We start from the raw sequence: 15,151 nt of genomic DNA, 5'->3' as shown, positions 1-15,151 counted from the left end.
TTATTTATGATAGGGGTGTCCCTGAATAACCGTCCAAGCACGATAAACTTGCTCAGCAAGGATAACTCGCACCAACGGGTGCGGTAACGTCAGCGCAGATAGCGACCATTTTTGATCAGCAAGCTGAACACATCGCGGATCAAGACCGTCAGGCCCACCCACAAGTAAAGAGATATTCCGACCATCCATTTGCCAATCTCGAATATGCTCTGCCAACTGTTCCGTTGACCAGGACTTACCTTGCACTTCCAACGCGATAACACGATCATTTTTTGGAATCGCCGCTAACATGGCATCGCCTTCCTGCTTGATCGCTCTGGCTTTATCTGCCCCTTTACCCCGGTGTCCTAATGGCAACTCCACCAGTTCAAAGGTCATTTCAGCAGGCAAGCGTTTACTGTATTCATTAAAGCCTTGGGAGACCCATGCTGGCATTTTCCCCCCTACAGCGAATAAGCGGATTTTCATCCCGGCTGGCCAGACACTTCGGTCGCTTGAGATTCATCTTCCATCGGATCAAATCGCCATAAGCGTTCAAGATCATAGAAGCTACGGGCATCCGGCATCATGACATGGACAACCACATCACCTAAATCTACCAGAACCCAATCACCTACATTCTGACCCTCTGTTCCAATCGGCATTAGACCGGCTTCTTTCGCCTTATCCGAAACCTCTTGCGCAAGAGACATAACATGCCGCTTGGATGTACCGCAGGCGATCATCATGTAATCAGTGATACTTGATTTTCCACGCACATCAATCACATCAATATCGCGTGCTTTCATATCTTCAAGTGCGCTACGTACGATCTCAATTAGCTGCTCAGTTTGCATTGATGGTTAACTACCTTTTGTTAATTTAGCTGTAAAGTTTATGTTCTTGAATATACTGACAGACGCTATCAGGTACCAGATAACGCGTCGACAACCCCTGTGCCCTAATGGCACGTATCTGGGTTGCCGAAATACTTAAGGGTGTTAATTGGTGTACGATTATCGACCCATTTGGCCGCTGCCATATTGTCTCTGGGCTTGTCACTTGATGCTTCTTTAACAATCCTGTGAGGGTTGCATTTGGCTCAAAATCATACCCCGGACGCGCTACCACAAGAATATGGCAAAACGTGAGATACTCTTCATAACGCAACCACTGATCTAACGATAAAAAAGCATCCATACCCATGATCATACAGACAGGCATCTGTGTTCCCAGTTCCTGCCGTAAAGCCTCAAGAGTAAAAATCGTATAAGATGGCTGATCAGACATAACCTCTCGTGGGTCGCACGCCAACCTAGGTTCATCCTCTACAGCACATTGCACCATCGCTAATCGGTCACTGCTTGTAGAACCAGGAAGATCTCGATGGACTGGGCGCTTAGATGGCATCAGCCACACTTTTTCAACACCTAACCATTCACGAATTTCAAGCGCTGTACGCAGATGTCCGTTATGAATGGGATCAAACGTCCCACCCATAAAGACATGCGCTTGTTTAGATGACTTATTGGCGAATATGTCCGTCACCTAGCACCACATATTTTTGCGAGGTTAGCCCTTCCAGCCCTACCGGGCCACGGGCATGAATTTTATCGGTTGAGATACCAATCTCTGCTCCCAAGCCATACTCAAAACCATCAGCAAAGCGAGTAGATGCGTTGACAATGACAGAGCTAGAATCCACTTCTCGTAAGAAGCGGCGTGCCAAAGTATAGTTTTCAGTCACGATAGCATCGGTATGGTGAGACCCATAACGATTAATATGCATGATAGCCTCATCCATACTCGACACAACTTTGACCGATAATACCGGTGCTAAATATTCTGTCGACCAATCATCTTCAGTTGCCTTCTTCATGGAGGGCACCAATGCACGGGCGGACTCACAGCCACGCAACTCAACACCTGCTGATAAATACCGATCCGCCAAATCAGCTAGCATCTCAGGGGCTACCGCCTCGTGAACCAGAAGTGTCTCCATCGTATTGCATGTGCCATAACGATGAGTTTTCGCATTAAGCGATATGTTGACGGCTTTTGAGCGATCCGCTTGCGCATCTATATACACATGGCAAATACCATCAAGATGCTTGATAACGGTCACTTTTGCATCTCGGCTGATACGTTCAATCAGGCCTTTACCACCGCGTGGAACGATCACGTCTACATACTCTGGCATCGTAATTAACCGGCCAACTGCTGCCCTGTCCGTCGTTTCCACAACTTGCACCGCATCCATTGGTAACCCAGCCCGTTGCAAACCTTCCTGTATACAAGCTGCTACCGCCTGATTGGAGTGAATCGCTTCAGACCCGCCACGCAAAATAGTCGCATTTCCCGATTTCAGGCACAGACTCGCCGCTTCCACCGTTACATTTGGACGAGACTCATAAATAATCCCAATCACCCCCAACGGAACACGCATTTTTCCAACTTGGATGCCTGAGGGGCGGTAATTCATATCGGTAATTCCGCCTACGGGATCGGGAAGGGCCGATACCTGACGTAAACCTTCAATCATGCCATCAATGGTAGACTCTTTAAGTGCAAGCCGATCCAACATTGCAGGATCTAACCCATTCTTACGCGCCGCCTCCAAATCCAATGCGTTCGCCTCTATTAACGCTTGTCGCTTTTTATCAAGTGCTTCAGCCATCATCAATAAAGCTTTATTTTTCAAACCTGTATCAGCCCGAGCAATAGCACTGGCTGCAACTCTGGCTCTCTGGCCCAAGTCGTTCATGTAATCTTCAACGTTCATCACTTACCCTTCTCGCGTTCACGTGAACCCACCATTATACAACGCTATTATTCTCTGGTCATGAACTGCTTAACAAGAGTGACCAGAAAGATAACAAGCTGGTATGATCTGCCCAACGAAAATATATCAAAACTAACGGGAAACGAGCCCTCTAATGCGTTTTGGATCTCTACATAGCAATTTACGGATTATTTCAGCTCTCGCGTTGGTGCTCATCAGCGGCTGGATAATGAGTTTCGTATATCTTCATTACGCATCAAAGGGGTTGGCTAAAACTGAATCTTTACAGGCCGCCCACTTCGTCGCAAAGCAAACGGCCCTGACTATTCAGCCTTACATATTGGCAGAGGACAATATTAGTCTGAATTTCTATTTAAATAGCCAAACCGAAACACCTTTAATTAATGGGATTTCAGTCTTCAACGAAAAGAAGCAACTACTGGCGCGATCAGGTGAACCTATTGGTATTGAGAAGCAGGTGATACTGGGCAGTCAGCAAACGCCGACAGGAACGCTCACCTTCTATGTCAACACCCAACCAATACAGGTTTTACTCAGCCAACTGCTCTGGCAAATCGGCATTTTATCGGCGATCGTCATTGCTGCCACACTGTTAACAGTGTGGTTATCGCTAAGACAGCGCCAAAAGTCTCCGCCACAAACAGCGGTCATCACCAGCGATGATTTAAGCCTCCAAGCAGCAAGCCTGCCAGATAAAGATGGAGTTTTTGCAAAAGCATTAAGCGAAGCCGAAGCCGAAGCCGAAGCCGAAGCCGAAGCCGAAGAGAATAACGAAACCCACTCCGATGCCAACGAAATAGTTTCAGAAGATCCCACAACCTCCTCTGATGAAACGCTCAATGATCAAGATCTGGTACAACTACTCCGCCCAGACAGTCAAGTACGTATGCCTCATTTCGTACCTGCACCTATGCAACCTGAAGCCGACTTGCATACCAATGCCCCATTACACTCACAACCTACAGTCCCAGCGAAGCAAATAAGCTATACCCAGATTGCTGCTATTGAACCCACTGAAGCGGCTGAAGAAAAGGCCGAAGGCATAGAAACAGTTACCGACAACTCTAACCCCCTCCGGCAAGGACGCCCTGAAATCCAACTAGATCTTTACTCTTTAGAGCATCAACTTGAGCTCAGCCTACAACCTCAAGAAGCGTCTTATCTCTTTTTAATTGATGCAACAACAGGTCATGCTGACTACGTAGAGCCTGAGGAACATAACTATCTATTAGCTGAATATGAGCTGCTTATCAGAAAAGTCAGCTCTATTTATGGTGGCGATTTAACTGTCGAAGCCAGTGGCGACCTACAACTTATATTCGATCAACAAGATGAAGAAGATGCCCATGGGGTACACGCGCTGTGTGCAGCAAAGCTATTCACGCTACTCTATCGAGCTTTTAATCAATCACGTATTCGCGCGTTCAAACCGGTCCTAAACCTGCATATGGCATTAGTCAGAGGTAACCGAACCAAAGCCAACCTTATTAAGGAAGAGGCATTGTTCTTAACGCGAACAACCCAGTCCAATGAATTGATTAGCCATACGGCTTTAACAGAAGCCAAACACCTGAAAGAGACCCTACTTGCGCAAGCCGAGATTCGCCGCGAAGATGAAGATAAAGTATTAATTCTAAGCCTGACAGAATCCTATCACGAACTTCTATCCCGACAGGCAGAACACATCCTTAAACAGTACTACGAAAACAAAACAGAAGTGGATATCCCTTCATAAAACTGACATATATCTCGCGCATAATAGCTGCATATGGAGATTTGCTGAGACAGGAAGTTTTGGCAAGGACGGCCAAGGAAGGCTGCACGGATGCCCTTTTACGGAATAAGCCTCCATTTATCCACACAAAACTGCATATAGGATAGTCAAGAAGGCCGAAGGGATTCTTCATTCAGTCAAAAAGGCATCTAAGGATGCCTTTTTTAGTAACACCTTAGTCATTCATTTCTGCAATAATCACCTCTAAACGATCCACTCGCTGGTAACCTCGCGGCAATTTATTTCCTCTACGACCACGTTCACCTTTATAGTGTTCCAGATCACTGCCTTTAAGTTTGAGATGTTGACGACCTGCGTGTACTTCTAACTGAGCACCGGGTGGTAAAACAGCCAATCCGCAGACGACCTCTTCACGAGTGGACGCTCTCACTGTGGGTATATTGATAATTTTATTGCCTTTCCCTCTTGCCAATTCAGGAAGTTCAGCCACAGGAAACACCAGCAATCGACCTTCATTGGTAATAGCAGCCAGCAATGAACCCTCGAGATTGCCTAATAATATAGGAGGTAAGACTTTCGAATTTTTAGGCAGCGTAAGTGCGGCTTTACCGTTTTTAGTCTTACTGGCTAAATCACCCATCGTGGTAATAAATCCATAACCCGCATCACTGGCCAACAGCACTTTATCTTGTTCTTTGCCCGTCACAGCCGCATCAATCGTTGCGCCTTTAGGTAAGGTAATACGACCTGTAATAGGCTCCCCTTGCCCTCTTGCCGAAGGCAATGTATGCGTTTCAACCGTGTAACTACGGCCGGTTGAATCCAACAAAATCATGGGCTGGTTCATTCGACCAGCACAGGCGAGCTTAAAGCCATCTCCAGACTTATAGCTAAGTCCGGTCGCATCAATATCATGCCCTTTTGCAGCCCGCACCCACCCCTGCTTGGATATAACCATCGTGACAGGATCGGAGGAGAGCAGGTCTTTTTCGCTAAAAGCCTGAGCTTCCTGGCGCGCTACAATAGGTGAACGTCTGTCATCTCCATAGGTTTCCATATCCTCTTTAAGTTCTTTCTTGATCAAGGTACGCATACGCTGATCAGAACCTAATGTTTGCTCAAGTCGCTTACGCTCCTCTTCCAACTCATCTTGCTCTGACTTGATTTTAAACTCTTCAAGCTTGGCCAAGTGGCGCAACTTCAAATCAAGAATGGCATCGGCCTGAATATCCGTTAGGCCAAAACGCGCCATCAACTCCTGCTTTGGCTCATCTTCGTAACGAATAATGGCGATTACTTCATCTATATTCAGATAAGCAACCATCAAACCTTCAAGGATATGCAAACGATCCAACACTTTCTCAAGACGGTACTGCAAACGACGGCGAACAACACCTGTTCTCCAACTGAGCCATTCAGTAAGAATTTGTCTAAGATCTTTAACCTGTGGTCGTCCATCAATGCCTATCATATTCATATTGACACGATAGGTACGCTCTAGATCCGTCGATGCAAAGAGATGCGCCATCAATTGCTCGACATCAATACGGTTAGAACGAGGCACAATCACCAAACGTGTTGGGTTTTCATGGTCAGATTCATCACGAAGATCAGCAACCATTGGCAGCTTTTTCTGCTGCATCTGCTGAGCAATCTGCTCTAAAATTTTAGCGCCAGATACCTGATACGGAAGGGCAGTAACAATAATATCGCCATTATCTTTAGTGTATACCGCACGCATACGCAGGGAGCCACGCCCCGTTTCATAAAGCTTGCGCAATTCGTCGCGAGGGGAGATGATCTCTGCATCAGTTGGCATATCTGGCGCAGGCACAAACTCACAGAGTTCTTCGATACCCGCTTTAGGGTTATCCAATAGATGAATACACGCAGACGTGACTTCCCGTAGATTGTGCGGTGGAATGTCCGTCGCCATACCCACAGCGATACCACTACCACCATTTAATAAGATATTAGGTAACCGAGACGGCAATACAATAGGCTCATCTAATGTTCCATCAAAATTAGGCTGCCATTCGACTGTCCCTTGCCCTACCTCTTTTAGAAGGACTTCAGCATATTTAGCGAGCTTCGCTTCTGTATAACGCATCGCCGCGAAGGATTTAGGATCATCCTGGGACCCCCAGTTGCCTTGTCCATCAATGAGGGGGTAGCGATAGCTAAAAGGCTGAGCCATCAGTACCATCGCTTCATAGCATGCACTATCGCCATGAGGGTGATATTTACCCAGCACATCACCGACAGTACGGGCAGACTTTTTATACTTAGCGGCTGCTTTTAAACCCAGCTCTGACATTGCATAAACAATGCGTCGCTGGACAGGTTTCATACCGTCGCCAATATGGGGTAGCGCACGGTCCAAAATCACATACATGGAATAGTCCAAGTAGGCTTTTTCGGTAAATGACTTGATAGATAATTGTTCGATGCTGTCGTCGGTTAATACTTCACTCATATTTTCACTATCCATCAGACCGGCTAAATGTCAGCCAGGTTACCTTTACTTTCAAGCCAGCTTTTTCTGTCTGCTGAGCGCTTTTTGGCTAGCAGCATATCAAGCATTTCATGGGCATTATCTTCTGCATTAATCGTGAGCTGCACTAAACGCCGCGTATCAGGATTCATAGTCGTTTCCCTTAACTGCAAGGGATTCATTTCACCTAGGCCTTTGAATCGCTGAACGTTAATTTTGACATTTTTGCGCTCGGCACGAATACGCTCCACAATGCCTTCGCGCTCATCATCATCTAAGGCATAGAAAACATCTTTTGCAGCATCAATACGATATAACGGCGGCATCGCGACATATACATGGCCAGCATCCACCAGCGGCTTAAAGTGCCGCAAAAACAAGGCACAGATAAGTGTGGCAATATGAGCCCCGTCGGAATCCGCATCCGCCAAGATACAAATCTTACCGTAGCGAAGACCTTCGAGATCCGTAGATCCGGGCTCTACACCAATCGCGACCGAAATATCATGAATCTCCTGAGAAGCGAGAATCTCTCCTGAGTCCACCTCCCAAGTATTCAGAATTTTTCCTCGCAAAGGCATGATCGCTTGAAATTGCCTATCGCGAGCCTGCTTCGCTGACCCACCTGCAGAGTCGCCCTCCACCAAAAAGAGTTCTGAGCGTTGAGTTTCTGCGCCAGAACAATCTGCCAGTTTTCCTGGAAGCGCCGGGCCTTGTGTGACCTTCTTGCGCACCACTTTTTTGCTGGAACGCAGACGCCGCTGAGCATTGGCAATAACACTTTCAGCCAGTACTTCACCCTCTTCTACATGCTTATTGAGCCAAAGTGAGAAGGCGTCTTTCACGGCCCCTGAAATAAAGGCCGCGATATGCCGCGACGATAAGCGTTCCTTCGTTTGCCCTGAGAATTGTGGATCACGGGTTTTAGCTGAAAGAATATAGGCACAGCGCTCCCAAATATCCTCTGCTGTTAACTTAACACCACGGGGCAGTAAGTTGCGGAACTCACAAAATTCACGCATCGCCTCCAGTAACCCAGTTCGGAAACCATTGACGTGGGTGCCTCCTTGCGCGGTCGGAATTAAGTTAACGAAGCTCTCACAGGTCAACTCTCCTCCCTCTGGCAACCATTGCACCGCCCACTCAACCGCGTCCTCTTCACCTTTTAGTTCACCGATGAACGGGTCGGCAGGCAACGTCTCGTAGACCTGCGTGGTTCCCTTGAGGTAGGCACTTAAACCATCTTCGTAGTACCACTCTTCCTTTTCACTTTTGCCAGACGTTTGATCGGTAAAGGTAACTTTCAAACCAGGGCAGAGTACCGCCTTAGCGCGTAAGTTATGCTTAAGACGCGAAACACTGTATTTGGGGGTATCAAAATATTTAGGGTCTGCCAAGAAACGCACGGTTGTACCGGTGTTGCGCTTGCCACAGGAATCCACAATCTCTAAGTCAGATACCTTTTCACCATCCGCAAAGCCAATGCGATGCACCTGCCCATCTCGCTTTATCTGTACTTCCAGTAGTTTAGATAATGCATTGACTACTGACACCCCTACGCCGTGCAGACCGCCCGAGAAGGTGTAGTTTTCATTATTAAACTTCCCCCCTGCATGTAGGCGCGTCAATATCAGTTCGACGCCACTAACCCCTTCTTCTGGATGGATATCCACTGGCATTCCACGGCCATCATCACTCACCGATAGGGAGTTATCTTTGTGCAAAATGACATCTATCTGCTTTGCATGGCCTGCCAGTGCTTCATCTACCGAGTTATCAATCACTTCTTGAGCAAGGTGGTTAGGCCGATCAGTTTCAGTGTACATCCCCGGTCGACGTTTAACCGGATCAAGACCACTGAGTACTTCTATAGAATCAGCTGTATATTGCTTTGACATCTGTTTCTTATTTCCTGTCACGGGATAGTGGATCTCAGGGGTATAGCATCGGGTAAAGCTATCTTGCCCTGTGAAAATTGTAAAATGGCGGGTATCAAGACTTCAAATTGATCAAAGCCATGACTACCTCCAGACTGCACAAACTGCGGTGCCCCTGCCAAAAAGCCCACGGCCTCGGTGTAATCTAAGGTTTCATCGGCTGTTTGGACCAACAATAAATAACGGTTTGGGTCAGCCAACCTATCCATCGCCAACGCCTCCAACTGGGAGAGATGTTCGCGCGTCAATTCATAGGTCTCATGGGTATAGATATTTTCATTATTTCCCAGCCAATCCGCTAATAAACGGTATGGATATATAGCCGGATTCACGAGCACCGCCCGACAATTCGCATAATGCTCCGTTAGCCATAAACTATAGAAGCCACCCAATGAACTGCCGATGAGTATAACAGGGCGATGACTGTACGCTTCGATTAAGTTTTTCAGCTGCTGCATCGCTTTAGCAGGCCAATGGGAAAGCTGAGGAACTCGATAATCTATCTGTTCATGACAGGCCTTAAAAAACTCACCCAGCAGGCGTGCTTTCGCGGAATCTGGCGAGCTATTAAAACCGTGTACATAGATAAAAAGCGGTGACGTCATACTGGTTATCCTTACAGCATTTGAGTGAAAGTTACCTAAGCTACACGCAGGATGCAAGGTTAGATTACGACACGGACCACTTGCGTGGAAAATTCACCACTTTCGAATAGATCTATCACACGATACCCTGGCAAAGAAAGATACTCATCTGTTTCAAGTACGGGTTGTAGCATCGCCTTCTTAAATTGAGGCGCTGTAGCAGGCGTCACTAACAGTGGGAGCGGTAAGTTGTAAACCTCATGATCCTGATGCAGATGTCCACAGACAATAAGCTTAGCCGCACTCGATTTAGAATCCTCCAGAATACGCCAAAATGCATCCTTATCTCCAAGACAAATAGCATCCTGCCATGGGCTACCCACGTGGACAGGCGGATGATGTAGTGCTATCAGGAGGTATTTACTAGGAGGCGCTTGCAGTATTGCTTCTAAACGTTGGAGCTCACACTCTCCCAAAGAGCCACTACCCTTGCCATCAGGTGAAGAGGTAGAGTCGAGACTAACTACGCACCAATCATGCTTTCGCCATTGCAACAGGTTTAACTCTGAAAACACGCTCATATGTCGAGCATCATCATGGTTTCCCGGCAACCAGCGAATCTCAGTAGCTACCTTCTGGACATGCTCAGCCAAGCGCTGATACCCCTGCGGATAACCATGGTGTACAAGATCACCGGTCAGTAACAGCAGATCTGGCTGCAGGTTTCTTCCTACCATATCCTCCAGAACTTTACATAATCGTTCCTCAGGTAAACAGCCTTTAAATACCTTATCAGGCGCTTCCTGAAGATGGCAGTCCGTTACCTGAACAACGCGCAATAACTTACTCAACGACTAAATACCGGTTCGAGCATCTGTCCATGATTAAGGCAATGGCTCAACCACTCACCCAAGTAGTTATTTAATTGTACTTTCTCATCAGGCTGATGCATCTCCCGGTTGGGATAAGGGTAAACTCCTGAGAGCTGGCGCCTGCGCTTCATACATATCACTTCAGCCATGGCTGCATCATGGTACAACCGCACAACCAGTGCTGGAGAGTCTAGCCAATCAGAAGCACCTTTTAGGTTCTGGGATATCTGTAAAGTTGTTGTGTAGGTGAAGCGCTCCTCTACTTCGATGCGTATGTGTGCCTGATGACTCTCACCCCATTCAATTTGGAATTCACGTCGATCACAACCCTCAAGGTCGGGCATCAACTTATTTAGACGTGCATAGTTGGCTTCACAAACGGCCATCTGCTTCGTCAAATCAGGCACATATTTACGCTTCATTCCGCTCCAATACTCCATTCGTTTTGCAGCCTATGGCGGTTTAATTGCAACCATTGTAGTGCAATGATCGCTGCTGCATTATCAACATCCCCAGTCTTCAGCATAGCAAAGGCGACCTCAGAGGGGAAAAGGTGTACTTTTATATCCTCTCCTTCCTCTTCCAAACCGTGAACCCCACCGATGTGACGAGCATCGACACAACCACAAAAAAGATCAATATATTCCCGAACACCACCTGGGCTTGGTGTGAAGCGCGATATATGCTCTAGATGCAGCACATCTGCCCCCGCTTCTTCTATCGCCTCACGTCTAGCGACTTCTTCAATAGCCTCTTCAGGCTCTACCAATCCAGCCACCAACTCTAGCAACCAAGGACTACGCGGATGATCGATTGTGCCTATGCGGAACTGCTCTATCAGCACCACTTGATCCTGAACTGGGTCGTATAGGAGCACACACACCGCATCAGGCCGCCAAAAAAGGTCTCGCTTTATCTTAACTTGACCACCTTCAAAGCGCTGATGAGCAATAACGACTTCTCTCAGTTGATAGAAACTCTGACAAATAACCGCATCTTCTTGAATCGTGAAATCATCGCTTCCAAACTCAGGATCCCAACTGTTTTTCATTGTGAACCTCCTATAGAAAGGAAAAATATAGCATGTGCACTTTGTAGCTTATGCTATTATTTATAATCTTTAGATATAAAGTTATTCCAAAAACCAAATGGTCGAACATTTTGTGTTATCAGCTAAAACCTTTGCCCAACAGTTAGTTCGCTACCTACCTTTAACTAAGTGGATAGCCACTTACCAACGCAAAACCTTTGCTGATGACTTGATAGCAGGCATTATTGTTGCCATTTTACTGATCCCACAGGGGATGGCCTATGCCCTGCTCGCAGGCTTACCGCCCCAGTATGGTCTTTATGCCAGCATTTTACCCCTAGCTCTCTATGCTTTATTAGGTAGTAGTCGTACCTTAGCGGTTGGTCCTGTTGCTATCGCCTCTCTCATGGTCAACTCCGCCTTAAGTGAAATTGCATTCAGCGGTCCCGAAGCTTATATCAATGCAGCGATCAACCTTTCTATGCTTGTTGGGCTGATATTGCTAGGGCTTCGGTTGCTCAATTTAGGCAGCATCGTTAATTTCATTAGCCATTCCGTCATCTCTGGATTTACCAGCGCTGCCGCACTCATAATTGCCATCACACAACTCAAACATCTTTTGGGAATTGAGTTCCCACGAGAAGCTTACGTCAGTAACACCCTTATCCAACTTATGCGCCATTTGCCTGAGATAAACCCTTGGACGCTACTCATTGGAGGGTTATCTCTATCGATATTATGGTTATCAAAAGGGCCGCTTTGTCACTTTTTGAAGGCGATGTACACACCATCTTGGTTACAAGAAGCGCTATGTAAGTCCGGCCCCATGTTTGCTGTTCTCTTCGGGTCTTTATTCACGTTTGGTTTAGGAGAATCCTCTGGCGTCAATAAAGTCGGTTTTATACCGCAAGGGTTACCTGATTTATCTCTGGGTGTCATTAATTTTTCCCTATGGGAAAGCCTTTTTGTACCTGCCTTTCTTATCGCCTTAATCGGTTACATCGAAAGTGTATCCGTTGGCACCGCACTGGCCAGCAGACGCCGTGAGCGCATCGACCCAAACAAAGAGCTAGTTGCCTTAGGTGTGGCCAACTTAGGGGCCGCATTCAGTGGAACTTATCCTGTTGCTGGCGGGTTTGGGCGCTCTATGGTGAACTTCAGTGCCGGTGCTAAAACAACCATTGCATCACTCATATCAGCGATGCTGGTCGCGATATTCTTACTATTTTTCACGCCACTGTTTTATTACCTACCTAAATCTACCTTGGCCGCTATCATCATCATGGCCGTACTTCCTCTGATAGACTTGGGTAGCTTTCGTCACTCTTGGCGATTTAACCAAGGTGATGCCTTAACTTTGCTATTAACGTTCACTGCCGTTGTGGTGTTCGGCGTAGAAATCGGTATTCTCAGCGGTATTCTTCTATCAATCACCATCCTTTTATATCGCACCAGCCAGCCCCATATTGCCATCGTGGGACGGGTCGGTGATTCAGAGCATTTTAGGAATAAAGAGCGCCATGATGTGCAAACCTGCAAAAGCATCTTAGCTATCCGTATTGATGAAAGCCTATACTTTGCTAATACCCGTTACGTTGAATCCTTTGTGCTTCGCCATGTGAGTCAGCAACATGAAATAAAGGATGTTGTTTTAATTTGTGCTGCTATCAATTTCATTGATGCCAGCGCTTTGGAAACACTGGAGAACATGGCTCACCATCTTCAAAATGAAGGGGTTACTTTACATCTATCCGATGTCAAGGGGCCTATAATGGATCAACTGAACAAAGTTCGTTTTCGCGAACAACTAGGTGATGGGCAGATATTTTTTACAACAGACCAGGCAATAAAAACACTGGAGAGACGAGACTAGTTATTACCCTCCTTACGGGCAGACTCTGAGCGCATTTTTCTACGCCGAGATAAGAATATCGCATTCCCCCCCATCGCTTTTGCTTCTTTCTTAGCCTGCGCTGCTAATTCTGCGACTTCGTGGTAACTCTCGCAGGCATATGGATCGGGATGAACAACACCAATCGCCAGACTCAGAGTCTCGTAGAAAGAAACCTCCTGAGTTCGACCTTTCACCCACAACCCACCTTCTTGTATTGCTTTTGGGGAGTAGAGGTCTTTCACTTGCTGCGCAAACTGGTCTAGGATTTTTTGACAAACAACTTGCCAATTATCTGATCCGAAAATCACAACAAAATCATCTCCACCAATATGCCCTATAAAATTGGCAGAATTACTTGCTTCCCGCTTAATGATCTGACTCAATAGTTGAATAACCAAGTCACCTCTAGCATAGCCGTAATGATCATTGAAGGGCTTGAAATTATTTAGGTCAAAGTAAGCTAAGTAGAAATCCAAAGCACTGTTCAAACGCCGGTCAAGCTCCCTATTAATCGGCACACTCCCGGGCAAGAGCGATAGCGGATTCGAGTATGTAGCATTCTGTATTTTAAGATCCGTAATGCGTTTAAGCAGGTCCCTTAAACTCCCTATACCCACATAACACCCATCCTCTACGACGATAATTTCGTTGTTCAGATTGTTGTTATCCTGATTGGTTAGTTGGTAGGAGACTTTTGAGAGACTCACATAACCTTCAACAATTAGTACGTCATCCCTTAATAATCGGGTAACCTGTTTATGCTCATATAAAGCACGGCCATATTGTGTCGAGAAAAGCTCCATGAGATCACTACGCCGCACAACCCCCACCGGCGTAGCATTCGACAGCACCGGCACCGCTTGCAGTACTGGGTTACTCTTAAATAATTGTCCCACAGTCCCAAGATCGGTATCTTTACTAACGGAAGGCACCTCTTTTGCCAAAGAGCTCACTCGATCTCGCTCATCAACGGCGTGTCGTAACTCAAAACGACGAGAGGAATTAGTCAAAAACTTACTCTGTTTACAGCTAGGTTCGATTACCGGACGTCCCAGCAAAAAACCTTGGCCACGAGTAATACCTAAATCTAGCAAGCTCTCCAGTTCGCGAGGCGTTTCAATCCCTTCAGCAATGACCTCGCAACGTAAACTCTGCGCAATGGCGATAATCGAGCGAATAAATTCACGTTTAACTGTATCCTTATCTACGCCTTGAACAAAATGCTTGTCAATTTTGACATATTCAGGCTGTAACTCAGACCACATCCTCAAACCTGAATACCCAACGCCCAAATCATCAATAGCAATGTTGAACCCCATTCGTCTATAGTATTCGACCGAAGCTCTAGACAGTCCGAAATGGTCATAAGGATGCTGTTCTGAAAGCTCAATCACGATCCTGTCACGCGAAATATTCAGCTTTTCCAGCAATGACAACGTCATTCCTTTTTGGTGGTCAGGAGAACTCAGTAATGAAGCGCTAATATTCAGGAAGAGCTTTCCTGAAAGACCTAGTTCAGAAAAGCGACGTAGTGATTTTTCACGACAGAGTAGTTCCAACTCATGTAATTTCCCACAGTTGATCGCTGTACTAAAGAGCTTGTCAGGCATTTCCAACGGGCTGCCCAGTGGCCCCCTAGACAGAGCTTCATGACCAACCACATCACCAGATAAGAGGTCGTAAATCGGTTGAAAGTGTGGCGTTATGGCAGCATCGTCTAAGATACGATACAAAGCGTCTATATCTTCAGAAAAGGATGACTTATAAAGTGATGACTGCATAATCACGCACAACCGTAGTAAAGGAGTATCTTACATACAGGT

The 15,151-nt window shown here is 46.5% G+C and carries 13 protein-coding genes; 2 read left to right on the top strand and 11 right to left on the bottom strand.

From position 1 onward, the window contains the following. From rlmH to F0U83_RS02485, 4 genes are read right to left on the bottom strand one after another with little or no spacing between them, the layout of a single operon-like run. The gene (gene rlmH / locus F0U83_RS02500; protein WP_138986367.1) at positions 1-468 is read right to left on the bottom strand and encodes a 23S rRNA (pseudouridine(1915)-N(3))-methyltransferase RlmH; all 468 of its coding nucleotides are present in this window, start codon (positions 466-468) and stop codon (positions 1-3) included. Then, complete coding sequence (gene rsfS, locus F0U83_RS02495) at positions 465-836, bottom strand: ribosome silencing factor (RefSeq protein WP_138986366.1); 372 nt, start codon at positions 834-836, stop codon at positions 465-467. The genes rlmH and rsfS overlap by 4 nt, the downstream gene beginning before the upstream one ends. 25 nt (positions 837-861) lie before the next feature. Next, the gene (gene nadD / locus F0U83_RS02490; RefSeq protein WP_246077610.1) at positions 862-1,527 is read right to left on the bottom strand and encodes a nicotinate-nucleotide adenylyltransferase; all 666 of its coding nucleotides are present in this window, start codon (positions 1,525-1,527) and stop codon (positions 862-864) included. After that, complete coding sequence (locus F0U83_RS02485) at positions 1,505-2,761, bottom strand: glutamate-5-semialdehyde dehydrogenase (RefSeq protein WP_138986365.1); 1,257 nt, start codon at positions 2,759-2,761, stop codon at positions 1,505-1,507. The genes nadD and F0U83_RS02485 overlap by 23 nt, the downstream gene beginning before the upstream one ends. 229 nt (positions 2,762-2,990) lie before the next feature. Here F0U83_RS02485 and F0U83_RS16935 point away from each other — a divergent pair, with 229 nt between their 5' ends. After that, positions 2,991-4,517: a hypothetical protein gene (locus F0U83_RS16935; RefSeq protein WP_170221714.1), complete on the top strand. Its 1,527-nt coding sequence runs from the start codon at positions 2,991-2,993 to the stop codon at positions 4,515-4,517. Positions 4,518-4,731: 214 nt separating this feature from the next. On the opposite strand, the gene parC is transcribed toward F0U83_RS16935, so the two are convergent. The 6 genes from parC to F0U83_RS02445 are packed head-to-tail and all read right to left on the bottom strand — an operon-like array spanning position 4,732 to position 11,455. Beyond that, entirely contained in the window at positions 4,732-6,993 is a 2,262-nt protein-coding gene (gene parC / locus F0U83_RS02470) for a DNA topoisomerase IV subunit A (protein WP_138986363.1), read from the bottom strand. 23 nt (positions 6,994-7,016) lie between these two features. Next, complete coding sequence (gene parE, locus F0U83_RS02465; RefSeq protein WP_138986362.1) at positions 7,017-8,909, bottom strand: DNA topoisomerase IV subunit B; 1,893 nt, start codon at positions 8,907-8,909, stop codon at positions 7,017-7,019. Between the two features lie 17 nt (positions 8,910-8,926). Further along, positions 8,927-9,553 (bottom strand): YqiA/YcfP family alpha/beta fold hydrolase, encoded by a 627-nt coding sequence (locus F0U83_RS02460; RefSeq protein ID WP_138986361.1) that lies wholly within the window; start codon positions 9,551-9,553, stop codon positions 8,927-8,929. A 59-nt stretch (positions 9,554-9,612) separates the two neighbouring features. Then, positions 9,613-10,383: a metallophosphoesterase family protein gene (locus F0U83_RS02455; RefSeq protein WP_138986360.1), complete on the bottom strand. Its 771-nt coding sequence runs from the start codon at positions 10,381-10,383 to the stop codon at positions 9,613-9,615. Beyond that, positions 10,380-10,826 carry a DUF1249 domain-containing protein gene (locus F0U83_RS02450; RefSeq protein ID WP_138986359.1) on the bottom strand — a complete coding sequence of 149 codons (447 nt, stop codon included), beginning with the start codon at positions 10,824-10,826 and terminating at the stop codon, positions 10,380-10,382. Before F0U83_RS02450 ends, F0U83_RS02455 begins: the two co-directional genes overlap by 4 nt. Next, positions 10,823-11,455, bottom strand: a complete 633-nt coding sequence (locus F0U83_RS02445) for an NUDIX domain-containing protein (protein WP_138986358.1) — start codon at positions 11,453-11,455, stop codon at positions 10,823-10,825. Before F0U83_RS02445 ends, F0U83_RS02450 begins: the two co-directional genes overlap by 4 nt. Positions 11,456-11,552: 97 nt before the next feature. Between F0U83_RS02445 and F0U83_RS02440 the strand changes: the two genes are divergently transcribed. Then, positions 11,553-13,307 carry a SulP family inorganic anion transporter gene (locus tag F0U83_RS02440; RefSeq protein ID WP_138986357.1) on the top strand — a complete coding sequence of 585 codons (1,755 nt, stop codon included), beginning with the start codon at positions 11,553-11,555 and terminating at the stop codon, positions 13,305-13,307. On the opposite strand, the gene F0U83_RS02435 is transcribed toward F0U83_RS02440, so the two are convergent. Continuing rightward, positions 13,304-15,109: a GGDEF domain-containing protein gene (locus F0U83_RS02435; RefSeq protein WP_138986356.1), complete on the bottom strand. Its 1,806-nt coding sequence runs from the start codon at positions 15,107-15,109 to the stop codon at positions 13,304-13,306. The two genes, F0U83_RS02440 and F0U83_RS02435, sit on opposite strands and share 4 nt — an antisense overlap. Between the last annotated feature and the right edge of the window lie 42 nt (positions 15,110-15,151).

Source organism: Neptunomonas concharum (assembly GCF_008630635.1).
GTDB lineage: Bacteria > Pseudomonadota > Gammaproteobacteria > Pseudomonadales > Balneatricaceae > Neptunomonas > Neptunomonas concharum.
The sequence above is the reverse complement of the archived record's forward strand: the minus strand, read 5'-3'. Positions and strand labels throughout refer to the sequence as shown.